Annotated in this window: 19 protein-coding genes and 1 pseudogene; 9 read left to right on the top strand and 11 right to left on the bottom strand. The window is 55.8% G+C overall.

Annotated elements, in window-relative coordinates:
* Positions 1–147: pseudogene (locus tag P406_RS29850) on the top strand (IS110 family transposase); the annotation flags it as partial.
* 313 nt (positions 148–460) lie between these two features.
* Here P406_RS29850 and P406_RS12610 read toward each other — a convergent pair.
* The 3 genes from P406_RS12610 to P406_RS12600 form a co-directional block, all read right to left on the bottom strand.
* Positions 461–2,293, bottom strand: a complete 1,833-nt coding sequence (locus P406_RS12610) for an ABC transporter ATP-binding protein (RefSeq protein WP_046236340.1) — start codon at positions 2,291–2,293, stop codon at positions 461–463.
* Between the two features lie 102 nt (positions 2,294–2,395).
* Positions 2,396–2,959 carry a peptidylprolyl isomerase gene (locus P406_RS12605; protein WP_046236339.1) on the bottom strand — a complete coding sequence of 188 codons (564 nt, stop codon included), beginning with the start codon at positions 2,957–2,959 and terminating at the stop codon, positions 2,396–2,398.
* Between the two features lie 221 nt (positions 2,960–3,180).
* Positions 3,181–4,104 (bottom strand): LysR family transcriptional regulator, encoded by a 924-nt coding sequence (locus P406_RS12600; RefSeq protein ID WP_003418424.1) that lies wholly within the window; start codon positions 4,102–4,104, stop codon positions 3,181–3,183.
* Between the two features lie 67 nt (positions 4,105–4,171).
* Between P406_RS12600 and P406_RS12595 the strand changes: the two genes are divergently transcribed.
* Positions 4,172–4,486 carry a hypothetical protein gene (locus tag P406_RS12595; RefSeq protein WP_046236338.1) on the top strand — a complete coding sequence of 105 codons (315 nt, stop codon included), beginning with the start codon at positions 4,172–4,174 and terminating at the stop codon, positions 4,484–4,486.
* Between the two features lie 186 nt (positions 4,487–4,672).
* On the opposite strand, the gene P406_RS12590 is transcribed toward P406_RS12595, so the two are convergent.
* A complete protein-coding gene (locus P406_RS12590) occupies positions 4,673–9,505 on the bottom strand; it encodes a M10 family metallopeptidase C-terminal domain-containing protein (RefSeq protein ID WP_046236337.1) in 4,833 nt (1,610 codons plus the stop codon).
* A gap of 267 nt (positions 9,506–9,772) precedes the next feature.
* Between P406_RS12590 and P406_RS12580 the strand changes: the two genes are divergently transcribed.
* Entirely contained in the window at positions 9,773–10,651 is an 879-nt protein-coding gene (locus P406_RS12580) for a carboxylate/amino acid/amine transporter (RefSeq protein ID WP_003418418.1), read from the top strand.
* A 1-nt stretch (position 10,652) separates the two neighbouring features.
* Here the strand turns inward: P406_RS12580 and P406_RS12575 are convergent, their stop codons facing one another.
* Positions 10,653–11,387 carry an SDR family NAD(P)-dependent oxidoreductase gene (locus P406_RS12575; protein WP_044310166.1) on the bottom strand — a complete coding sequence of 245 codons (735 nt, stop codon included), beginning with the start codon at positions 11,385–11,387 and terminating at the stop codon, positions 10,653–10,655.
* A gap of 78 nt (positions 11,388–11,465) precedes the next feature.
* On the bottom strand, positions 11,466–12,011 hold the full coding sequence (locus tag P406_RS12570; protein ID WP_024650286.1) for a BRO-N domain-containing protein: 546 nt from the start codon (positions 12,009–12,011) through the stop codon (positions 11,466–11,468).
* A gap of 462 nt (positions 12,012–12,473) precedes the next feature.
* Between P406_RS12570 and P406_RS12565 the strand changes: the two genes are divergently transcribed.
* Positions 12,474–13,049, top strand: coding sequence for a DUF1349 domain-containing protein (locus P406_RS12565; protein WP_046236336.1), 576 nt, complete (start codon positions 12,474–12,476; stop codon positions 13,047–13,049).
* A 57-nt stretch (positions 13,050–13,106) separates the two neighbouring features.
* On the opposite strand, the gene P406_RS12560 is transcribed toward P406_RS12565, so the two are convergent.
* Positions 13,107–13,544, bottom strand: a complete 438-nt coding sequence (locus P406_RS12560) for a DUF3757 domain-containing protein (RefSeq protein ID WP_046236335.1) — start codon at positions 13,542–13,544, stop codon at positions 13,107–13,109.
* A gap of 887 nt (positions 13,545–14,431) precedes the next feature.
* On the opposite strand from P406_RS12560, the gene P406_RS12555 reads away from it, so the two are divergent.
* Both P406_RS12555 and P406_RS27685 read left to right on the top strand, forming a co-directional pair.
* Positions 14,432–14,998, top strand: a complete 567-nt coding sequence (locus tag P406_RS12555) for a DUF6630 family protein (RefSeq protein WP_046236334.1) — start codon at positions 14,432–14,434, stop codon at positions 14,996–14,998.
* A gap of 162 nt (positions 14,999–15,160) precedes the next feature.
* Positions 15,161–16,114, top strand: a complete 954-nt coding sequence (locus P406_RS27685; protein WP_080267025.1) for a restriction endonuclease — start codon at positions 15,161–15,163, stop codon at positions 16,112–16,114.
* A 205-nt stretch (positions 16,115–16,319) separates the two neighbouring features.
* On the opposite strand, the gene P406_RS12545 is transcribed toward P406_RS27685, so the two are convergent.
* A complete protein-coding gene (locus P406_RS12545; protein ID WP_052739331.1) occupies positions 16,320–18,257 on the bottom strand; it encodes an nSTAND3 domain-containing NTPase in 1,938 nt (645 codons plus the stop codon).
* A gap of 126 nt (positions 18,258–18,383) precedes the next feature.
* Positions 18,384–18,617: a restriction endonuclease gene (locus P406_RS26800; RefSeq protein ID WP_052739330.1), complete on the bottom strand. Its 234-nt coding sequence runs from the start codon at positions 18,615–18,617 to the stop codon at positions 18,384–18,386.
* Positions 18,618–18,982: 365 nt separating this feature from the next.
* Here P406_RS26800 and P406_RS12540 point away from each other — a divergent pair, with 365 nt between their 5' ends.
* From P406_RS12540 to P406_RS29405, 3 genes are all read left to right on the top strand, one after another.
* Positions 18,983–20,815: an AAA family ATPase gene (locus tag P406_RS12540; protein ID WP_046236333.1), complete on the top strand. Its 1,833-nt coding sequence runs from the start codon at positions 18,983–18,985 to the stop codon at positions 20,813–20,815.
* A 265-nt stretch (positions 20,816–21,080) separates the two neighbouring features.
* Complete coding sequence (locus P406_RS12535; RefSeq protein ID WP_046236332.1) at positions 21,081–21,362, top strand: hypothetical protein; 282 nt, start codon at positions 21,081–21,083, stop codon at positions 21,360–21,362.
* Positions 21,363–21,364: 2 nt separating this feature from the next.
* Positions 21,365–21,535 carry a hypothetical protein gene (locus tag P406_RS29405; protein WP_162234397.1) on the top strand — a complete coding sequence of 57 codons (171 nt, stop codon included), beginning with the start codon at positions 21,365–21,367 and terminating at the stop codon, positions 21,533–21,535.
* A gap of 221 nt (positions 21,536–21,756) precedes the next feature.
* Here P406_RS29405 and P406_RS12530 read toward each other — a convergent pair whose 3' ends face one another.
* A complete protein-coding gene (locus P406_RS12530) occupies positions 21,757–22,008 on the bottom strand; it encodes a hypothetical protein (RefSeq protein WP_017279220.1) in 252 nt (83 codons plus the stop codon).
* 38 nt (positions 22,009–22,046) lie between these two features.
* Positions 22,047–24,167, bottom strand: a complete 2,121-nt coding sequence (locus tag P406_RS12525; RefSeq protein WP_046236331.1) for an alpha/beta hydrolase domain-containing protein — start codon at positions 24,165–24,167, stop codon at positions 22,047–22,049.
* Between the last annotated feature and the right edge of the window lie 233 nt (positions 24,168–24,400).

Here is a 24,400-nt window from a genome sequence, read left to right as displayed (position 1 = left end):
AACGCCGATTTCAAGGAGCGCTATGCGAGGCTGCGTGCCAAAGGCAAGTACGCGAAAGTGGCCCTGGTGGCCTGCATGCGGGTGTTGCTGATACGCCTGAACGCCATGGTGCGCGACGGAACACCATGGCGTGATCATGCGGTTTGAATGGGGGCGGGCTTTGCCCGCCATCGCGGGATCTATCCGCGATGGCATTATAAAATGCCCACTCATCGGGGGATGATGAAAGACAGTTGGCTCCCACAAGTTCGGTGTACACCTGACCGACAGGTGAGCAGCTATCCAGAAGACATCCAGCGACTGCAAGGGCCTCTTCGCGAGCAGTTGGCTCCCACAAGTTCGGTGTACACCTGACCGGCAGGCGGGGTAGCGGGGATATCACTGCCCCTGAAGATTTTATGGCTTGTGAAGATCTTGTGGGAGCGAGCTTGCTCGCGAAGAGGCCGGCAGCCTCGCCCTATCAATCCACGCCTACAAACCCACCCGTCTGATGCTGCCACAACCGCGCATACAGCCCGCCATGCGCCAGCAGTTCGCTGTGGGTGCCGGTTTCGGCGATCTGGCCTTTCTCCAGAACCACCAGGCGATCCATGCGCGCGATGGTCGACAGGCGGTGCGCGATGGCGATCACGGTCTTGCCCTGCATCAACGTCTCCAGGCTCTCCTGAATCGCCGCTTCGACTTCCGAGTCGAGTGCCGAGGTGGCTTCATCCATGATCAGGATCGGCGCGTCCTTGAGCAGCACGCGGGTGATCGCGATACGCTGGCGTTGACCGCCGGACAGCTTGACGCCGCGCTCACCGACATGGGCATCGAAGCCGGTGCGACCTTCGGAGTCCGAGAGCAGCGGGATGAACTCGTCGGCGCGGGCCTTGTGGATCGATTCCCAGAGCTGTTCATCAGTTGCGTGCGGATTGCCATACAGCAGGTTCTCGCGAATCGAACGGTGCAGCAGCGAGGTGTCCTGGGTGATCATGCCGATCTGCGCGCGCAGGCTTTCCTGGGTGATTTCGGAAATATCCTGACCGTCGATGAGGATCCTCCCGCCTTGCACGTCGTACATGCGCAGCAGCAGGTTGACCAGCGTCGACTTGCCCGCGCCGGAAGGCCCGATCAGGCCGATCTTCTCACCCGGTCTGATGTCCAGGTTGAGGTTGTGAATGATCCCGTTGCCATTGCCGTAATGGAAATCGACGCCGTCGAAGCGGACGCCGCCGTTTTCGATCTTCAGCGGCAGGGCGCCGGGTTTGTCATTGACCGTGACGGGCTGCGAGATACTTTCCAGGCCGTCCTGCACGGTGCCGATGTTCTCGAAGATGCCGTTGACCACCCACATGATCCAGCCGGACATGTTGACGATGCGGATGACCAGACCAGTGGCCAGTGCGATAGCACCCACCGAGATCATCGACTGCGTCCACAGCCAAAGCGCCAGACCGGTCGTGGTGACGATCAGTATGCCGTTCATGGTGGTGATGGTGGTGTCCATCGAGGTGACCACGCGGCCGGCCAGCTGACTTTTTTCGGTGTGATCGCGCATCGCTTCGCGAGCGTACTGCTGCTCGTGATTGGTGTGGGCGAACAGCTTGAGCGTGGTGATGTTGGTGTAGCCGTCGACGATGCGGCCCATGAGCCTGGAGCGCGCATCGGACGAATCCACCGAGCGCTGCTTGACCCTCGGCACGAAGTACATCAGCGAGAGGATGAACGCCGCAATCCAGGTACCCAGCGGGATCATCAGCCGCCAGTCGGCCTCGGCGAACAGCACCATCGCGCTGATCGCGTAGATCAGCACATGCCACAGCGCATCCACCGACTGCACGGCCGAATCACGCAACGAGTTGCCGGTCTGCATGATGCGCTGAGCGATACGCCCGGCGAAGTCGTTCTGGAAGAAGTTGACGCTCTGTTTGAGCACGTAACTGTGGTTCTGCCAGCGAATCAGGTTGGTCATGCCGGGGCTGATCGTCTGGTGGACCAGCAGGTCATGCAGGCCGACGAAAATCGGCCGTAGCAGCAGGGCGACGACGACCATCCAGATCAGCTCGGAACCGTGAATGCTGAAGAAATTCTCCGGCGGCGTGGTTTGCGCCAGGTCGATGATGCGGCTCAGGTAGCTGAACAGCGACACTTCGATCAGCGCACCGATCAGCCCGACCACCAGCAGCGCGGTGAACGTCGGCCACACCTGACGCAGGTAGTAGAGGTAAAACGCGAAGACGGTATTGGGCGGGGCAGCGGTAGGAGCGTCTTTGAAGATATCGATCAGTTTTTCGAAACGACGATAAAGCATTGGCTATCACACCCACGCGACGTGGGTTCTCCTTGATAAGTGGAGGCTCTCCCGTCCGGACCGCACGAAGCCCGAAGGCCTCATGCGGTGCAGGTTTCCCGATCAGTTGACGCGTTTGGCGGACTTGATCAGGATCGGGTCGATTGGCACGTTTTGCATGCCTTTCTGAGTAGTGGTGCGGGCGTTGACGATGTTGTCGACGACGTCCATACCCTTGACGACTTTACCGAACACCGCGTAACCGAAGTCGCGCGCGCCGTTGTCGAGCATGGCATTGTCATTGGTGTTGATGAAGAATTGACTGGTGGCCGAGTTCACGACCGACGTACGCGCCATGGCGATGGTGCCACGCACGTTATGCAAACCGTTCTTGGCTTCGTTCTCGATCGGAGCCTTGGTCGGCTTCTGAACCATCTGCTGGGTGAAGCCACCGCCTTGCACCATGAAGCCCGGAATCACCCTGTGAAAGATGGTGTTGGTGTAGAAGCCGCTGTCGACATAGCCCAGAAAGTTCTGGGTGCTGAGCGGCGCCTTGGTGTCTGCGAGTTCGATTTCAATCTGGCCGAAGCTGGTGTCGAGTACCACGTGCGTGGCTTTATCCGGAGCAGCCATCAGGTTGGCGGCGAACAGCACGGAGCAGGCGGCGAGAGCGATTTTTTTCAGCATGTGGCAACACGTCCTTCATTAAGAGATATCGACTGTGACCGGCAAGGTAACCACGTTTGGCTTTTTTTGCCCAGCGTGTTGGCGGGTTTGCAGCACTTCAGGCGATCAGGCTGCACGTCCATGGGCCGCACAGGATTTCAGACTGCGTTGCTGGCGATGAATTCCAGCCGCGTGCGATTGAAGTGCTGCATGCAGTGAAGAGCGCCACGTGCCTGCGCCTGTCAGGCATTTTGCGGCGTGCCGGGTGCAGCGGTGAGCGGTGTCGTGTCAAAGCTGCGGATCAGGTCGATCAGAATCTGCGTCGCCGGGCCCAGCGGCCGGTCCTTGCTGGAGTAAAGATAGAAGGTCGGGTTGCGGCTGCCGCCCTTGTCCAGGCGCAGGGGCTTGAGCAAGCCTTCGCGCAGTTCGCGCTCGATCATGTGCCGCGGCAGCCAGGCGAAGCCCAGGCCGTTGCTGACGAAGGTCGCGGCGGTGCCCAGGCTGCCGACGGTCCAGCGCTGTTCCGCACCCAGCCAGCCGAAGTCCCTGGGTTGCTGCCTGCCCGAATCACGGATGACGACCTGCAACTGGCTTTCCAGGTCCTGAAAGGTCAGCTCGCGATTGGCCTGATGCAGGGCGTGGTCCGGGTGAGCGACGGCGACGAACTCGACCGAGCTCATCTCGGTGCCCAGATGCCCGGCAATGCTGTAGCCGCTGATGGCCAGGTCCGCCACGCCTTCGAGCAAGACCTCTTCGACGCCGGAGAGCACTTCTTCACGCAGTCGCACCCGGCAGCCGCGGCTCTGTGGCATGAATGCGGTCAGCGCCTTGACCAAACGTGCCGAAGGGTACGCTGCATCGATCACCAGGCGCACTTCCGCTTCCCAGCCCTGTTCCATATGGTGCGCGAGGTCTTCCAGCTGGCTGGCCTGCTTGACCAGTTGCCGCGAGCGGCGCAGCAGTACGCCACCGGCTTCGGTCAGCACAGCCTTGCGCCCGTCGATACGCAACAACGGCACGCCGAGCTGTTCCTGCATGCGCGCCACGGTGTAACTCACCGAGGACTGCGAGCGATGCAGCGCTTCGGCGGCCTGAGCAAAACCACCGTGATCGACCACGGCCTGCAATGTGCGCCACTGGTCGAGAGTCACGCGGGGCGCTTTCATGCTGTAATTCCTCTTTAAATACGGGCTTATTGTTCTACTCTGACAATCCCGACTCGGAGATTGCCGAATGAATCGACTGTGTTGTGCGCTGCTGGTCATGTTGCCGGTGACGGCCCTGGCGTACCCCATCGAGGTGGAAAAACAGTACCAGGACGTGAAGATCGATTATGTTGCTCACGACGTCTATCACGATACCGGGTCAGTCACCGTCAACAACTACGGTGAAGTAGACGCCAAATGTTCGGTGGTGTTCATCAACGGGCCGGAGGCACCGCGCACCCGGCGTGTGCAGGTTGGCGCAGGCAAGAGTCTCGACGTCTCATCCCGATTCAATCGCAGCATCATAAAGCTGCGAATCAGGCTCAGCTGTCAGCCCGCCTGAGAGTAGAGCGCTCTTATGGATAAGACAAATTTATGGGTAGGGGCAAAGAGGCTTCGCGTTTTTGTGCAACGCGTTGGTGAACGACCGGGGTTGCGGGGGATGTCACTCCCCCGGTCGCTCTTGCAGATATTCTGAGGGTGCAGCCCCGTTTCCAGGGCTGTTTATGAGTCATGTGCTTTGGGACGATCAGACAATAATGTCGGCGGCCTGCAGGGTCTGCACGCCCGTGAGCTGGATTTCGAAGTCCGCGCCGACGTTGTCATCGATATTGCCGTACAGCACGCCGTCGGCAAAACGCAGTTCGCCGCTGTTGTTGGCGCTGAACGCCGCGTTGCCGATGAACACGAAGGCATCGTGGCCATCGGTCAGCGGGCGGGCATCGAAGCTGGAGAAGTCCAGCTTGTCGCCTTCGACTGTCTTGAAGCCATTGATGATGTCGCGCAGTCCGCCCAGGCCCGTATCGCTGCTGCTGTTGAACACGTAGTGGTCTGCACCGGTGCCGCCGATCAGCGTATCCGCGCCTGACCCGCCGATCAGCACGTCATCACCCGCACCGCCGGACAAGGTGTCGTTGCCATCGCCGCCACTCAGGGTGTTGGCGTTCTTGTTGCCGGTCAGCGTATCGGCAAACTGGCTGCCGATCAGGTTTTCAGTGAATTTCAGTGTGTCCAGGCCCGATCCACCGGTGGCTTGCTGGGCGCTGGTGTTCAGCGCAACGGTGACGCCGGCGGTGGCGAACAGATACGACACGGTGTCATTGCCGTCGCGACCGTCCATGACATTGTCGCCAGCGCCCGCATAAATCAGGTTATCCAGGGCGTTGCCGGTGGCGTTGGCGGCCCCGGTGCTGTTGATGACGATGTTTTCCAGATTGGCCCCCAGCGTGTAGCTGGCCAGCGAGCTGTACACCGTATCGACGCCGCCCACTTTTGCATCGGCATTGGTCTCGACCACCCGGTCGGCGGCATCGTCGACGTAATAACTGTCCGATCCATCGCCGCCGGTCAGCATGTCGGCACCTGCAGCGCCGTCGAGAATGTTGTTGCTGGCATTGCCGATGATGACGTTTTTCACGGCGTTGCCGGTGCCGTTGATGGCAGACACGCCGGTAAGCACCAGGTTCTCCACGTTGGCGCCCAGCGTCCAGCTGACAGACGACACCACGGTGTCCACCTGCGAGGGCGAGTCGTTGCTTTCGGTGACGGTATCGAAAGCGTTGTCGACCACGTAGATATCGTTGCCATCGCCGCCGCTCATGTCGTCCGCGCCCTGATCGCCGTCCAGCACGTCATTGCCGGAACTGCCGACCAGCGTGTCGTCGTCACTGGTGCCGAAGATGTGGCCGCCTTCATTCTGGCCACTCTCGAAAATGGCCGCCGGGTCGTTGTTGTCAGCGGCGTTGCCATGAAAGCCCAGGTCATCGGCGATGAAATCGGCCAGACGCTGGCCGACGATCTCGGCGGACTCTTCATGCAAGTGCCAGACGTCATCGGGGTAAACCAGCGGGTTGACCTCGTAACGCAGGGGCAGATCGGTGTAGTCAACCGCCAGCTTGACGTCGGCGCGCTCAGTGGCAATGGCTTCCTGGACGCTTCTGACGTACCCGGTGCCTTCGACAATGGCGTTGATCTTTTCTTCGGTGTAACCGCGCGCCTTGGCGGCGTCGGTCTGGTAGTGCCCGGTTTCGGCGATGTACACGGTGAAATCGCCGATCTGCGCGTGCAAGTAGTCGAACACTTTCAGGGTCGAGGCCTTGTACAGGTCGGCCGCCGCCTGCTTGTCAGTGGCGCGGGCGATTTCCTGAGCGGCTTCTTCTCCCTGACCCCAGATGATCCCGGTGGTCACTTTGTCGATGGCGGTCAACGACGCCAGTTGCGACTTGAGCAACTCTGTGGCGCGCAACAGCGCAGGGCCCGGCTCATCGGTGTCGACCAACCACCAGGAAACACGCTGTTCATCCTGAGTGCCGGTCGAGTAGCCGACCACGGTGCTGCCGCCCACGGCGAGGTCGATGCCATCACCGTTGGCGTCGGTGAACTGGCTGCGCACGTCGTAATCGGTGTAGCGGGTCAGGTCCTTGACCATTTCCGAGGTGCCGGACTGGTTATCGTCTTCAGTCATGCGCAGCAGGCGTGCATTGGACTGGCCCAGCGTCGGCAGGTAGAGAATCTCCTGCGACTCACGCTGGCCGAAGACGAAGTCCGCATCGGTCAGGGTATCGATCAGGTTGCCGCTCAGGGCGATTTCGAAGCGATTGCCGTCGGCGTCCGCCGTGGCGGACTTGATATAGGTCTTGTCGCCCGTTTCGTTGAGTGTCATGTACAGCGTGTGATCTTCGCCATTGCCCAGCCCCAGGAAGCCCAGTGCGGAGACATCTATCTTGTCCTGGCCGGGGGTGAAGTCATAGATCGTGTCGGTGGCGGTCAGTCCGCCAGCGTCGTAATCGCGGTAGCTGTCGGTCAATGCGCTGTAGACGAACGTGTCGCCATCGGCGCCACCGTACAGGGCATCGCGTCCTGCGCCACCGTTGATGATGTCGGCGCCGGTATCGCCGCGCAGGGTGTCGTCACCGCCCAGGCCCAGAATCGTGTCGTTGCCTTCGGTGCCGTACAGTGCCTCGGCGTTCTCGGTGCCAGTGAGGATCCCCGGTGTCACGTTGCCCACATTGATGGCAAAACTGTCGGCCACCGAAGCACCGGTCGCGTCGCTCGCGGTCAGCAATACCGAGTAAAGCCCCGATGCCGTGCCGCCCGGTGTGCCGCTGAAGGTCAGGGTCTTGCTGTCGAACTTCAACCAGTCGGGCAGGGCGCTGTTATCGGCCAGGGTGGCGCTGTAGGTCAGCGTGTTGCTGTCCGGGTCGCTGAAGCTGCCAGGCTGCACGGCGTAGGAGAACGCCTTCAGCTCGGTGATGTTCTGGTCCATCAGCGGCGTATTGAGCACTGGCGCCTGATTGGCGGCGGCTGCGGTGGAGAAGATGAAGTTGGACGCGCTGAGTTTGTCGGCCAGGTTGCCTTGCAAGGCGATCTCGAAGCGATTGCCTGTGCTGTCGACCGCATCGGTCTTGATGTAGGTCTTGCTGCCGTCGGCATTGACGGACAGGTAAATGGTGTTGGCGCTGCCATCGCCCAGGCCGCGCAGGCCGATGCTGGACAGGTCGATGCGGTCTTCGGCCGGGTTGAAGTCGGTGATCGTGTCGCTCTGCTTGGTGCCGCTGGCGGTGTAGTTGCGATAGCTGTCCAGGCGCGAGTTGTAGATGAACAGGTCCGCGCCTGCGCCACCGGTCAGGGTGTCGGCATCGGCTCCGCCAGTGATCGTGTCGGCGCCCGCGCCGCCATCGATACGGTCCGTACCGGCATTACCATTGAGCACGTCATTGCCGTCGGTGCCGGTCAGGGTATCGCCGCCTGCCGTGCCTTCCACCACATGCTGGAAGATGAAGTGGCTGGCATTGAGCGTGTCTTTCAGGTTGCCGCTCAAGCCCAGTTCGAAGCGGTTGCCGCTGGCATCGGCGTCGAGTGATTTGACGTAGGTGCGGTCCAGTGTGGCGTTGTAGCTGATGTTCAGCGTACCGCCCTTGCCGCTGCCCAGCCCGGTGAAGCCCAGGTTGGTCAGGTCGATGCGGTCCTGGCTGATGTCGAAGTCGGTGACCAGGTCGGTGGAACTGGTGGTCGCCGTACGGTAGCTGTCGGTCAACTGATCGAAGCGAAAGGTGTCGGCCCCCGCGCCGCCGGTGAGCTTGTCGGCCCCGGCACCGCCGACCAGAATGTCGTCACCCGAACCGCCGTTCAGGGTGTCCTTGCCCGCCAGTCCGAAGATCTGCTCGTGGGCCGCGCCACCGGTGATGACATCGTTTCCCTCGGTGCCATTGACGGTCACCAGCGGGAACGCATCACCTGCAAAGCTGCCATCGCCGTACACCAGGGTCAGCCCCTTGCTGGTGTGGCTGATGGTGTTGCCGACGATGCTGTTGCGGTCGGTGCCGTCTTCGTTGCGCTCGGCGACGCCGTAGGTGGAGTTGTCACTGCCGGTGATCGTGTTGCCACGGATCAGGTTGTCGCTGCCGCTGAAGAACTTGCCGGACACGCCTGTGGTGTCGTCGTAGGACTGAATGATGATTTCCGGAACCGCTGAACCCAGCGCGTTGTTGCTCAGGGTGTTATCGAAGATATCCACCCCGGAACTGCCATAAATGCGCACGCCGGCGTTGCCGTTGTCGTGGATGTCCACGCCGCTGACCGAGACCTGGCTGGACAGCTTGATCAATACGCCTTCTGCCGCGTTGCCATACACCGCGCCGCCGGTGATGGTGATGTTGGCGGGCGAGGGGATGTTCTCGCTGCCACGCTGCACCACGATGCCGGTGCTGCCATTGCCATAGGCAACGTTGTTGCTCAGGGTGAAGTCGTGGGTGCTGGTGACCACGTTGAAGCCGTGACGATCGTTGTCGTACGCAACGTTGTTTTCAAACACGCTGTCGCTCAGGTAATCGGCCACGAAGCCATCCAGACCGTTGCCATGCGACACGCTGTTCTTGATCACCATGTTGACGGTCTGCTCGTGCGGGTCGAAGCCGTAGCCCGAGCAATCCTTGATCTCGACGCTGTCGAGGGTGACGTTCGAATCCTTGCCATCAGAGCCTGGAATGTAACCGTTGAACCAGCCGTCCACCTTGCCGGTGGTGGCGTCCCGGTTACCGTCCAGCGTCAGGTTCTTCATGCCGAAGTCGTGGGTTTCTTCGCCATAGGCCGAGCGCACGATGCCGGTCACTTTAGTGTCCGAGCCATCCGCGAGCTTGATGATCGTCTCGCCCATGCCTGCACCCGACAAGGTGACGTTGCTCTTGAGCATCAGGCAGCCATCCGAAGGCTCCTCGCCACCGGACACGACGTACGTTCCGGCCCCCATCACCACTTCACCGCCGCCTGCCGCAGCAGCTGCGTCGATTGCGGCCTGAATGGCTGCAGTATCGTCAGTGACGCCGTCGCCCAGTGCTCCGAAGTCTTTTGTGTTGAATATCATGGTGTTACTCCAGGCGACGACGAATGTGGATGAATTGAGTCAATATTGCAGCGTCGGGATGATAAGACCTTTTTCTGTGGAAAAGTTGCCGATATAGGCTATATTTTCGTCGAAACCGACGACATGTACGTCAATAATGCGACTGTCATATTTGTGACGGGTAACGCGGAGCGCGGCGACGGGTTGGCGTCAAAAAGCGGCGGCCGCCGAGTGGACAGTAAGTGACGCAACCGCTATGGTCGCGCCCTTCAAAAATGGGGGGCGGGCATGGGTTATCTACTTTTCGTCACACTGATTCAGGCGTTCTCGTTCAGCCTGATCGGTGTCTATCTGGCTGGGCACGTCGACAGTTATTTCGCGGTGCTGGTCCGCGTGGTGCTGGCCGGTCTGGTATTCATTCCGCTGACCCGCTGGCGTCAGGTCGAACCGCGCTTCATGCGCAGCATGCTGCTGATCGGCGCGCTGCAATTCGGCGTGACCTATGTCTGCCTGTACCTGAGTTTCAGGGTGCTGACGGTGCCGGAAGTGCTGCTGTTCACCATCCTCACGCCGCTGCACGTGACGTTGATCGAAGATGCGCTGAACCGGCGCTTCAACCCTTGGGCATTGCTGGCGGCAGTGGTCGCGGTGCTGGGCGCTGGCGTGATTCGTTACGATGGCCTGGACGGCGACTTCCTTGGCGGCTTTCTGCTGCTGCAACTGGCCAACTTCACCTACGCCGCCGGGCAGGTGCTGTACAAGCATCTGGTGGCGCGCTACCCGAGCGACCTGCCGCATTACCGACGCTTCGGCTACTTCTACCTCGGCGCACTGGCCGTGGTTCTGCCCGCGTTCCTGATGTTCGGCAACCCGCAACACCTGCCCGAAGCGCCGACCCAATGGATTGTGCTGCTATTTCTCGGCCTGTGTTCGACGGCGCTGGGCATGTACTGGTGGAATAAAGGCGCGTGCATGGTCAACGGCGGCACACTGGCGGTGATGAATAACCTGCATGTGCCGCTGGGGCTGTTGATCAATCTGCTGATCTGGAACCAGCATGAGGACTTCACCCGCCTGCTGATCGGCGGCGGGGTGATCGTGGCGTCGGTGTGGATCAGTCGCCTGGGCGTGCGACGCGTGCCGGAGAGTGTTTCCGGCACACGTTGAGTCAGACGTGCTGGCCGCCGTTGACGTGAATCTCCGCACCGTTCACGTAGGACGCGCCGGCCGTACACAGGAAGTAGATCAGCGAGGCGACTTCCTCGGGCTTGCCCAGCCGGTGCATCGGCACCAGCCGCTCGACAATCTCGGCGGTGCCGGGTGACAGAATCGATGTATCGATTTCACCCGGCGCAATGGCATTGACCCGTATCCCGTGCGGGCCGAAATCGAAGGCCATTTCCCGGGTCAGCGCCGACAGTGCCGCCTTGGACGTGGCGTAGGCGACCCCCGCAAACGGGTGGACCTTCGAGCCGGCGATCGAGGTGACATTGATGATGCTGCCCTTGGCTGCCTTCAACTCGTCAAACAAGCCCCGACCCAGCAGCGCGGTGGAGAACAGATTGACGTTGAACACCTTGATCCAGGTGCTGTAGTCCGACTCCAGCACACCCATGCGCCCGCCGTCCTCGGTCTTCGGTGAAACGCCGGCATTGTTGACCAGCGCATCGAGCCGCCCGCCGAGCTTGTCCTTGATCGCTGCCATGCTCTCGCTGACGCTGTCGATATTTTCCAGGTCCAGGTGAATGTGGTTGAGCAGACCTTCAGCCCACGGGCAGTCATCGACCCAGTTCTGCCGCGACGCGGTAAACACCTCCCAGCCAGCGGCATTGAAATGCTTGACCGTGGCATGACCGATACCCCGGCTTGCGCCAGTCAGCAAAAGCTTTTTCTTGTCGCTCATGAGTGCGTTCCGGTTTTTAGGGTGGATGCATCATGTTTTTTGGTGGGTGGGGTGTCAACGGGGTTCAGACAGTACCGGTCAGGCGGCAGTGCGCATTGTGTTGATGCGCTTCAACACCCTGCGCCATAACGGCCGCTTCGGACGAGGAGCTGCCTCGGCCACTACATTCGGCATGTCGCGCAAGCGAACCCAGGTTTCGCTGCGCCAGTGCAGCACGCTCAGCGACGTGCCGGGCCATTGCAGCTGACTCATTCTGGGGTTATCCAGCGTGACGTTCTGTTGATCATGCAAGGTCGTCAGCACCTCATGCGTCAGCCACTGACGCAGCGCGCGGTTCTCCGGCACGTAATGATGAACCAGCAGCGCCAGCACGCCGGACTCGCTGATCATCAACTGCCGCTGGCACTCGCCATGAGCTTCCAGCCAGACCTCGCGACGCTGATCCGCATCGAGCTTGAGCGTGGCACGCTCATCCAGCGGCCTGCCCATCAGACGGGCAAGGTCGGCCAGGCAGAACCAGGCTTGAGATTCGGTGAAAATAGCGCGCAGGGTGCGGCTGTGGCGGAGGAAGAGGGTGGCTTCGAAATGGGGTGTATGGGTGTTTCTGAGAACGATATTTTGCATGGGTGACGCTCTTTTTGGTTATCTAGAGCCGCCACGGATTGTCGCCAAACATTGGGTGGCAGCTGTGTGCAGGTTGGCGAACCGGGCAAAAAGACAAACCCCGGCAGACCCGAAGATCTCCCGCGCACAGCCGCCATAGCGCGACATGCAGGCCGACAGGATCTGCTGTTTCGCGATGGAGCGTATTTTTGTCTTTTCTTTGGGTCGCCAAACCCAGCCGCTGATTTTGCAGCGAGCGGCGGGGAGGTTAGCGTGGTGGGAACGGGGTGGCAAGGGTGTGGGCGTGGGTTTGCAGCGTAGGAAATGGCGTTTTTTGGATGGGTAAGATGCGTGCGGTTTTAGGGTGTGGTCAGATGGTGTGTTGTTGGTTGATGTTTATCATCGGGAAGGTATCCATGCATATGGAGTAGATGAGGTCAGTAAACCCTCGATCACCCTCGACAAACCCACACAGGAGGCGACATGTTCGACAAAGGCATCTGGCTGAACCAACCCCGGCACTGCAGCGTGAAGGACGAGCGTCTGACAGTCACCACAGACCCGCAAACCGATTTCTGGCAGCAGACGCACTACGGCTTCTGCCGCGACACGGGTCATTTTCTGGGTGTTTCGGTGACCGGTGATTTCACTGCGCAAGTGCATGTACAGGGTGATTTCAAGACACTTTACGACCAGGCGGGCTTGATGGTCCGCATTGACGAGCGCAACTGGGTCAAAACCGGCGTTGAAGTCAGCGACGGAGCCCTGATGCTGGGCAGCGTTCTAACCTGCGGACAATCCGATTGGGCAACGGGTGCGTTTGATGATTCGTCATTCGGGCTCTGGCTGCGAGTCACCGTCGCCAAGGGCGTGCTGCGTATTCAGCACTCCAGCGACGGGCTGCGCTGGCCGCTGCTGCGCCTGGCACCATTTCCCGTGAGTGAGTCTTATGCCGTAGGCCCAATGTGCTGCAGTCCGGAACGGGGAGGGCTGGAGGTGGTGTTCTCTCATTTCGAAGTCATGCCTGCATTGGGCAAGGATTTGCATGATCTGACGTGAGTTGCTCTTCAGCGAGTCGTCGTGGGGCTCGCTGAAGAGCGACAGGGTTATTTCGTGTTACTGAACGACAGTGAACTTGCAGTTTTCAGGTGATGTTTTTTCACACACGTTATAGACAAGACCAAAAGGCCCATCTTCTTTCTTCCAGGCACTGCCTGCAGTTTTTATAGTGAAATCCTTATTGTTTTTAGCGATGAAACGCATGTCCAGCGCCTCGCGCCCACCGATGTTGTAGGTGCAGTGTTGCAACATCTGAGGCGCGTCTGCGCCCTCTTGAATAGCGATGGCCAGGTCAAACGACTGCACAGGCATTTTCTTTGTCACAACGCCTTGCAGCACGCCGGTCCACTCGCCGTCATTGCCGCTCGCCCGATATACACCGGGCGAGACCTGTTCGATTTTCGAGACAGCAGGGCAGTTTTCCGCTGCTTGAGAGGTCATCGACAGTCCCAGCAGGGAGGTAGCAATTGCGACGCCGATCAATAATTTTTTCATGATATTCCTTAAATTGATTTAATTCTTGATGTGTATATAAGCGTATATGTAAGATTTTTGCGCGGTTAGGCCGAGCGAGCTTGTTTCCCAAGTCTGCTAGTTGGTTGCATATGACTATCTAGTGTGTGGCAAGAAATGTGTTGCTTGTTATCTCGTTATTAAGCGAGGTACGTGCTTCAGTAGTAACTTGATCGTATCCAGTGTGGATGGGTTTATCGTAGGCGTTAGTCTGTCTATTGTCTGCGCCTTCAGGCCTTAATTGTTTGTAGGAAATGGCGTTGGTTTGTGTGGGGATAGTGGGTTGGTTGATTACTCCTGAAAACCTGTCCACATAGGCATGGCAAGGACAGCGCGCGGGATGACGGCTCGAAAGACCGAACCGGTGGCTTCACCAAGGCTTGGTTCGTGAAAGCCACTCCCCACAGGCGTAAGCACCAATAATGCCTTTGCGGTATCCGCAGATGGGAACCGAAATCTTTGGCTGGCGGGATGGCGGTTATTGCCCACTAGACCTAACGCCGAAGCGCTCAGAAATCCTGATCATTCTTGAGGCGCCATTCACGTATGTGCGCCTCGACCAAGCCAGCGCTATAACTGCATTTCGGCTAACCAGAGGCCATCCGGCGTACCCTGTATTCTAGGACTTCTCTTTCGATATTCAGGGCCATGGGAAAAGATCGGTTCTGATGGGTAGTAGTAGCGACTGGGCTAGGAAGGTCTGTCCCTCGAACTCTCTTTTGGGCAGGGATGCTTTTAATGACCGCTTTGGGTCGATAGCTGCCACACGTAGACTGAGTAGATATCAACCCTGACCCTATTCGCCGTCATCGAACCGCTGGGGTAAGCTTCGCGCCAGAGGCTTCACCCACCAAGGAGAATAAACGGCGATGGGCTTGTTCAGTCGATTGTTCGGCGATCGCTTCACACAACCCCCACCCGATGAACCACGGTTGAGCGATGCCGCGATTATGCGTGAGCTTTATCCATTCGGTGCGCAACTGAAAACGTTCACCCATGCCCTGTTGGCGCGGCTGCCTGAAAAGGAACGTGCGCGTCTCGTGAGAAGGGTGTCGCGCTATTACAACCTAGGTGAAGACCCGGCCACCGCGTTGGCCAGTGGTCTTTTGGACGCTGAGAAAGGCCAGTTACTCAATAATCTGGTTCTCATGGCCGTGGACGTGCACAGCTTCGATGATTTCAAGTACCTGGTACCGAAACTGATTGAAGCCAGCGGCATTGAACAGGTTTATGCCTACAAGCTGGAAGAGACGCCATCACTGATGCAAGTGCTGATCGATTTCGACCATTGGCTGACCGGGTTCGGGAAGCGCTTTCTGCATGTGGATACAGGCGGCGCCGATTATGTAGGTTGCATCATTGAGCAAGATTGCGTCGAAAACCTGATCGCGCTGGCTAGGCAGGCTGGCATCGACGCACGGCTCGATCCCTTTTGAGACACGTTGACTGACCGCTGTCGGCCAATAGCTGCCTGTAGCAAATAACCGATGAAAGCTTGGTGTTGTCAATCTATAAAACCGACCTTACGATATATAATAAACAGCATGCAGCCATAGAAGGCTCATCCCAAGCCCCCACACAAGCAGCAGCAAATTGACATGGCAAAAGCAAAAAAAGAAAGACCAGTTTTTGATGCAACCAGTCTCAGTCTAGAAGAATGGCTTTCTATGGTTTTCACTTATGAAGAGAAGAGAAAATATAGATTTATAGATTTTCGCTTTCCAACAGACGCCCATGCAGCCGAATATTTAGCCTCTGCTGATATAAGATCTGAGCTAGAAACTAAGCACCTAATACGTTCGTTTTTGATTCCCCCCGGGGTTCAAAGACATGACCATCAATTTTTCCGCCACTGGATAGATAATGGTGACCTTGCCCAGATGATTGATACGAATGAGTATGCTCGTCGCCTTATCAGAAATGAAGGTTGGGAAGGTTTGACTTGGATATTGGATCTCCTCCCCGATTGGCCTCAACAGGCTCTTGACGTATTGGACGCTTTCATACGGGCGCATACATTCTGCCTCTCCGACGGCCGTATATGGGGCCTGTGTGATGCAATTTCGATAATTCGCCATAAATATCTACTCTCATCAAAACCCCGCGACATACTCAATGATGTTTCTTCAAGAGATTTTGAATTTCTCATTGCCGCTTTGTTTAGAAGGCAGAAGTATCACCCTAAAGTCACTAAGCAGTCGAGGGATGGAGGTGCTGACGTAATATGTAGCTCAATTGACACCCCAATAAAGCAGAAAGTTCTGATAGAGTGTAAACACCACACTGGGACTATCGGTATTGAAACAATTCGTAAGCTCGCGGGAGTTGTCGGTGAAACCGGAGCCACGAGCGGGTGGGTTGTGACGTCTAGTAAATTTAGTTCGCCAGCAGTAGAATTTGCCAGTGCTACAGGACGGATTCAGCTTCTAGATTACGTCGCATTGAACCTAAAATTTAACGAGCATTTCGGCTCACGATGGAGTGAGCGCTTACCATCTTTAATTAGTGAAGAGCAGCGAAAGCAGGTCAAGCATGCCGCTGAAGTAAGTTGATAGAAGTTAGCGAGTGATCGGGCAGTTTTCGGCTAAAAGCGGTCAATCACCAATTAAGCTTACCTCGTATTGCAGACATTCGTAACGGACACAGTCGGCAGAACTGCTGCCCTTGAAAGCGTCTGGGAGCCGAGGGCGAATCAAATTCACAGAATTATTATCCGAAACATGAATTCATGATAAAAATCGTTCAATCACGCGAAAATTAATCGTCAACTGGATCGATAGTACTCAATGATTGCTCGGACCAGCTAATGCGTTGGCCTCTATAAGACTCATAATCTAACTCATGCTCTGTTTGATCAAAGTATTTATCATAAAATCTATCCACATCAACTAAGTCCACAACACTATCAGCCACACTGGATGATTCATTAGCCCCCAATTCAACAGCCTTTTCTTCCATTAGCTCCATAAATCTGATGCGCGCTGCTGACTGCGAACCACCATAAGAAAATACCTCTGCATCTGGAAACTCATCCTCAACTGACGCTATTAGGTAATCCGTGATGACCTGGTCATATGCATCGTAAATCGATTGATGCTCTAAAATATCAAAGCATTTAATAAGTTGAGCTAAAATCAGTAATTCGTCATAACCTGGGTCGTTGGCAAAAGCCCCAGCCAAGAAAGCTTCCACAGCTATTTTATCAACACTGCCAGTGCGCAGCGCCCATAAAAGCACTCGTGCTGACGCCAAGAAGGATCGACCACATTTCTCGCTACTAATAAAGTTAATCGCTTTTGAGAGGCTTTGATCTTGCAGGCTAAATTTTTTGCCAAGTCCAGATCTTGCAATACATAATTGAGCTACAAATTCGGCATCAGATCCGAGGAAATTTATATCCACAGCGGATGAAAAGATATGCTCTATCACTTCGGTCACCACACCGACACTGATTATTTTGTTAACCATCATATCTTTAAGCGTCTTTAATGAAGATTGTGTCTTCAGGCTACCAAAACACTGCCGCAGAACAGGGGAGTTACTGGCATATCTGTTGAGTACAAAGTCACCTAAAGACGGATTAAATAGCCGAACAAAAGCCTGATTTTCGCCTACTACTAATCTTGTGAGCATGGAACCAGATAAGTGACGGAGGTTTAATAGAAAATCTTTTTTTCCAGTAAGGCTTGAGGCTCCTGGATTCTCTAGATATCGCGCAAACGCCTCTGAGAGCTCGGCCTCAGTAATCATGCGCCCGTTCATAGCGACCAGCAAAATCAGGCCACGGCCACAGTCGTCCAGTTGCGCTTGAAATGGATGATCCCAGACCTGAGACGGGTCATCTAGCAAACCACTTATATGAGGCCAGTAAGACTCTGATGGGACATCCTCCAATCGCTGAGCATCGGTAATAAATCGAATTAGCCGAGGATTAAAGTTTTTATGATCAATAATAGTTTGATAACGCTTGTGCGAGTACAACTGTTCTACATAGTCAGCATCTATTTCAGAATGCCAGATATGGTTGTAAAGAATTCTGGCCTTATCGATCCTCTCCAGAGACCCAATTGTGATCTCAAACTCATTTCGATTTAAATTTGAGTTATCAAAAACATCGTTTAATATTTTTCCTTGATTGAGAATAGTGGTTCGAGATGTCAATACAAATCGCTTTTGGGAGGTTTTGACTATGCGCCTAATAAAACCCACAATCTGAGCCCCCTCATGACCAGAGAGCGCTTCTAAGTAGTTGCGACCCAAAAAATCATCAAAATAGAAAATTTGCTTTGAGTCAGGGTCGAAGACACTCTCAGCTTCCTTAATATCATCAGAAATGACCGAAAGCTCAAAGCCGTCTGCGACATACTGTAAGATTAGCTGCCCAGCTAATGTTGTCTTACCAATGCCAGCTGGTCCGGTGATGATCGCAACACTTGTAGATTCTAGCTTAGCAATCGCTTGATTATGATTTGCTGTAGTCACATATAGCTTAGAGGCCTCAATTATCTCGCTAAGCTCAAACTGACTCCTGTCGTGTATGGGCTTGTTAAGCATATACGCAAGAACACTTGAGCTGGCAATCCAGAGCTTATAGTGCCGTCTTTCAATATCGGGATGCTTCGCAAGTATATCACTCAAATCTTCTCGCCCCAGTATATCTGCCGGAGACAAAACAAATGGCGAAAGCTTTTGCATCAAAATGATTTTATCATTACGTGAGAGCGAGTGAGACAAGGCTAAAACATACCGACTTGGCGATAACTTCTGAACTTTAAGGCTTTCAGAATCCGCGATAGATTTAACGAGCTTTTCTAACGGCGTCTAAATCCAATGCTTGCACTGAAGAATCCACTCATCCCCCTCGGACCTAAAAAAGCGCCCATCCACTCCAGCGTCACGTCCGGGCTTGAATCTTTCAAATCTGACCCCTTCCCTCGCGCTCAGCAGGTCAGCGCAAAAGACTTCGAATTCTTTGTCGTTCAGCCGCGAAAAATCGTAATCGCTCACAAAAACCTCGCTCAGTAGTGGACCATATGCCAGTAAACCGCTCAGCATGAAAGTATAGCTGTTGGAAGCCGCACATGAGTCATCACAGTGATAACCGCAATGATGCGTGCTTTCGGCCAAAAGAGTTGTTACGTTGCTCCGATACAGCAATGCGATGTCGAAAAACGATTCCTTAGCAGCTTCTGGCCGATAGCAGTAGCCTCACTCGCTGCTGCCCTTTCCCCACGAGGGCCCGTTTAAGGAGGCCGACGTAGCTCAGTTTATTCTGAGGCAGCGTTCAGCCGACCTGCCACTCATAGCGGGTAGCTTCCGGTCAGGATCGCATCTGTAAGGCAATTTGCCATTCCACGTCTACTCTTGGTTGCTCCACTGACCAAAAAAGACTTTTTAGTCAATCAGATAAGGGAAAGACGATGCGACTTAAGACCATCAAACTCACCAATTTCAGGGGCTATCGAACCACTACAATAATTCCTATCGATTCCGCAATGACCGGAATCGTGGGACGGAACGACTATGGAAAGTCGACTGTTCTTGAGGCTCTGGCGATCTTTTTCGATAGCGCAGATGTCAAGCCTGACAAGAGCGATATGAACTGCTTCAGTCTGAAAGAGGGGCATGACAGGTTCGAAATTGCCTGCGAGTTTGGCGATCTTCCGGTAGCCCTAGTGCTTGATGAGAATGCCCATACCTCATTGGCGCAGGAGTTTCTGCTGAATGTGGAAGGCGCTTTTGAGATTGTCAAAATCTTCAAGGCCAGTACTGGCAAACTTGAGGGCACCGCCATTCGCTGCCAGCACCCCGCAGACAAAGCTCTTGCAAGCCTGCTGAGCCTGAAAATGGTCGACTTGAAAAAGCTTGGCGAGCAATTTGGAGTCGCTGGACAAGTACGTGATCAGCGCGTGGCTTCGCAATGGAGGCAAGCTATTCGCAGTGCGGCCGGAGATGTTACCTGTCAAGAAACGCTGCTCGATGTAGGTAAAGCACTTTCGACAGAAGCCAAATCTATCTGGGAAAAAATAGAGACACTGTTGCCAACCTTTGCTCTTTTTAAAGCTGACCGAGAAAGCAGTGACGGCGACGCTGAGGCGAAGAATCCTCTGCAACTCGCGGTGAAAGAAGCCCAGGCTGTGCTCCAAACGCAAATCAGCGAGCTGGAGCGGCAAATCGAAGCAAGTGTCCTGGATGTCGCCGAACGTACCCTCACCAAGCTTCGGGAGATGGCACCTGAGCTGGCAAACGAGCTGACTCCGCGCTTCAAAGATAAGCCAAAGTGGACTTTCAACTTCACTCTGGAAGGAGAGAACGGCATTCCAATTAACAAGCGCGGTAGTGGTGTACGGCGGCTCATTTTACTTAACTTCTTCCGAGCCGAGGCAGAGAAAAATGCGTTAGTTGGGAGTCCGCGCAGGGTGATCTATGCCATTGAGGAACCCGAGACCTCTCAGCATCCCAACTATCAGATGATGCTCATGAAGGCGCTGCTGGAGCTATCCAGCCAAACAAATCGGCAGATCATTGTTACTACCCATGTCCCTGCGCTAGCAGGTTTGATGCCTATTGAAGGTATCCGTTATGTCACGAAGGATGAGAATGGCATCCCCATTGTCAAGATGCCCACGCAGGATGTGATCAAAGAGGCTGCCGAAAGTCTGGGCGTCCTACCCGAGACCGGCATGGAGCGGGCAAAAGGCGTTGTACTAGTTGAAGGGAAGTCTGATGTTACCTTCCTGCGCCATACTTCCAATACTCTTAAGGCTGGTGGCCATCTTAAAACCAGTCTTGAGGATGTTGGCATTGTCCCTATCCTAATTGGGGGGTGTGGCAGCGTTAAGCATTGGGTCACCCTAAACTTAGCCAATGATCTTGGGCTACCTTGGTGCGTCTTTCTGGACTCTGATCTTGGTGGAAGCCCAGAGCAGGTCGCCTCGATTCTAAAGCGTAAACAGGAAGTCGAAGGACAGGGGCGCGCTTTCTACTCGACACGTAAACGCGAAATCGAAAACTATCTTTGCCCCGACATGATCGAGGCTCAAACTGGTGTGCAGGTGGTTTTCACTGACACCTGTGACGCCAAAAAAATCATTGGGAAAGCAGTGGGCATCAAAGCGGACGATGTGATCGACAAACTTTGGCCGAGAATGACGGCTGAGCAGATCCTTAGACGGTCTACCTATCGGGAACATGATGCTAATCACTCCGAGCTTAAAGAGCTTTTGGAAAGTCTTCTGAAACTAGTCGCTTGAGTTTCTTGACACCTGCCGCGTGGCTGAAATCCATTTTAGGTCAGAAGCGTGCGTCGTGCGGCTGATCACTTAGGGTCGATTGCTGCCCATTGCTCATCAGGCTTTGTTCTGAAGTACCCATAACGCGCCCTATGTTCAAATCGGCCCCCACAGCAAAGCCCGCCTCGGTGGGCTTTTTTGCAGCCAGTGGATGCCATAGACCCGGGTGCTGGTCTACCGTTACTCCCGCGTGCGGTTTTCTGCCCACCGAATTCCAGGAGGTCCCATGTCGTTACACGTCAACGCACTTCAAATGAACGCCCTGAGGGAATTGCAGGACACTGCTCCCGAACTGGCATCCTCGATCGCTTTGGCTTTCGACGCCTCAGCCGTCGAAAACCCGCACATGGCCCGGCTGATCATTGAGAATACCTGTAGCCGCATCCTTGACCGTCAGCCTGGCAGTCACGAGGCCATGATTCGCCATCTTGAAACCTTCGGTGAGCTGAACTGCCTGTCGCCCGAGCAGGTGAGTGAGTTCACCACCCGCCTCCGGGAGCTAGCTTGATCATGCCGCGTGGTATTCCGAAAAAAGCTCTGCGCGTTATGCCCGAGGGTGGTGCTGTACGCGACTCGCTGATCAGCCGTCATAGCGAGAAGTGGACGTTGGCCATCCGCATCGCAGGCGTTGGTAGTCGCTGGTTCCCGGTACGCTCGCGCCGTGAGGCGTTGCGTACCTAGGCCGGTCGGGCGGTTTGCCGAGACGGCCAGAATCCGCACGTTACAAGTCGAAACTTAGCGAGGCTGGCTACGCCACGAGATGGGCGCAGACTGCATCTATGACGCCTGCTTCTGACCGATTGCTGTCCGTCGTGACTGGCAGAAGTCGACCCAATGCGGCCGGTCGGGAGGGGTAGAATCGAGCAGTGCCCATGGTGCGGTGATAGCCAAGTTCCTGTGGGTTAAGCACATTTGTGGGTTAGAGGGGGAGGCAAAGGTGTTCCATCCTCATAGGAGCCTAATGTTTTTCGTGCACGTAACACCAGCTCCTCAACCTGCACATACGGCAAATCCTCGGTGAACAACGAAATGGTTAAAGTGTTGTTAGCATCACATCGGAACACCTCAGCACACACCTGCCCATTTGCGTCGATGAGTTCAATCCCGAGACCATCCCTGATCACATCGGAAGCAATCTGAAACCGAAAATCCATGTATTACTCCTTTGTAGTGGTCGACTGTTTACCCCTGCTCAAGGCCCCGCACGCACACCTTTCTCCTGTGCTTCCTTTACAAGCCGCTCACGGTCTTCAGGAAGCAGCATTCGCGCCTCAACCAGCGAGTCTGCAGCTTTACTCACTGCAGACACATACGCCTCCTTCGTGGGGTAGCGTTCCTCCAGGGAAAGGCGAGGGTCTCCGGCCACGATTCGCTCTTTCTTCGTCGCGGCAAACGGGAGGAAGCTGCCTTGGAAGTTACAAAAGCCGCCATCAAAAAACTCGGGCCGGAAGGTGTTCCAACCCGTGTAAGTCCCGATGGGGGCACCCAGATACACATCCCGAACGCCACCCACATCAATTCCGTCTGCATCCACTTGAGGCACCAAGAGGCCGTAACTACCAACCCCCGATTTCGGCGGCTCGTTTGTGAGAATGCCAGAGCTGTCTTCTGGACGAAAACCAGGTCCAAAATCAAGCACTTGCAGGCTATTGACGGCACCGGTGTAGCGGAGCTCGGGGCGCGAAACGCCACCATAATTGGTCGCGGGGATGAGCGGGAAACTGACCCTGTCCGCCGGCACGAGGGTGCCGTCCGCCACTGAAGGCTTTATCGAAGCGGGCGGTGTTGTCTCATCACGAACCCAGCCAACGAGGTTGACGAACGCTGCGCGCATTGTCCAGGTGTGTGGATTTGGATTTGATTGAACCTGGCAAAGGCCGAAAGGTGGGTTAACCGGGAGTGGCAAAGACGGCGGGGCATGCTGCGTACTTGCCATAATAAAAGTACGGACGTTTGCCGGTTCAGGTGCATCGCGCAAGCCGAGTGGATCGGTAAGGCCAAGCGACTGGCGTCCTTCCCAAAGTTCAAGGGCCGTTGCCATGTGGAATATCAGAGGGCAAGTATTGTTATCGTTGCAGCGATCCAGCAAACCCTGCGAGCGTCCGGTAACAGGATCGGTTTCCCGGCCATAGGTAAACGGAAAATCGTAAGCAGGGTAATCATGATCGACCTGCTGGCCCCACGCCCGACCAGGTTGAGCAAACCGGATGTTGAGCGGCATCAGGCCGCCACCGATATGCGGCATCGCACCATCATAGACCCGCTGACCTGCCTCGCTGCGGTTGAAACCCAGCGCGATCATGCTGCGGATGAATCGCCCGGCTTGTGATGAGCCAGTGATAATCGACTTGACCTTAGGCCCATGCACTACAGGGTTGGGCACACCTTTATCGTCATGCTCAGCCTGCTGGAAAAACGCACCAACATCCCGTGCGATCGCAAAACCGATACCCATTACCGCCGGCTCCTTGGCCCGGTATATCAGCTCGTAAAGCTTGCCGGGCTGAAAACCAGCGGGTAGGCATATCTGGGTTTCGCTCGGCGTATTGCAATCGCCAAACTTCCAGTCATTCACTGGAATTTCCTGTCGGGGCGCATTTGCCCGCGAACGCACCGTCAACGTCGGACGAAAGCCATTCGCGAGCACTTTGGTATTGTCGGTTTCAACCGATTTGTAGCTGGTATGAGGCGGCGTGGAGGTGAACCAACCTGCGGACAGGTTAAGGCTGGCGGTCGGCGAGAGCGTGGTCAACTCACTGCGCACCACACCTGTTACCGAAGACCCATCAGTATTTATGGCCGTCGGCAATTGCACCATCATGCGGTTGTCGCCCGGGGCAACGTCCCCCTGCCAGGCAAACGCGATCAGCGTCGTACCCTGGCGCTGTAGAAAACCGTCCCCAGCGACGTCGAAGTTGTTGAACGCTGCTGGACTGCCCCGCATATCAGCGTTGAACAATAACATCGCGCGCTTAGAGCCGCGATTTGGCACATCAAAGAGAAGGATGTCATTCGATTTAGCCACGTCAGCGGGACGCAGGATTGCGACATCAGTCGTGTATTCAACCATCCCGCGACCGTTACGGGGTGCAAGTTCGATGTCTTGAATAATCTTGTTTCCAGACGCTCCTGGGTCTAACTCACCATGAGCGCGCGCAAAGACGCGTTCGTAAGTCCCTGTACTCCCAAAGCTTTCGCCTCCGAAAGCGGGTTCGGTCCGCAGGATCTCCAACTGAGTAATACGGGCTTGGGCGGGTGCTGCAACGATCATCATGGCGCTTGCAAACGCTGCAGCATGAAATAGGCGATTCATCCTTACCCCCAATTTGTCATTTTTTTTTATAGATGGCTTTTGATGCTCTGATAGCAATGCTTGTACAGATCAAAGAGCTTCAAACATAGCCTGCAGGTAGCTCGGTTATCATGAATTTGTAACCGTCCGGTGAAGTCATCTTCCCGATCCCAGCGATAAGGGCAATGTTGCCCACGTTAAAACACGTGGACACTATCGCCCTTATCATCAGGATTGCCATCCGCCAAAGAACC

This window comes from Pseudomonas syringae pv. coryli str. NCPPB 4273 (assembly GCF_000972175.1).
Classification (GTDB): domain Bacteria; phylum Pseudomonadota; class Gammaproteobacteria; order Pseudomonadales; family Pseudomonadaceae; genus Aquipseudomonas; species Aquipseudomonas syringae.
Note: the sequence above shows the minus strand (reverse complement) of the source record. Positions and strands in the feature narration are given on the sequence as shown.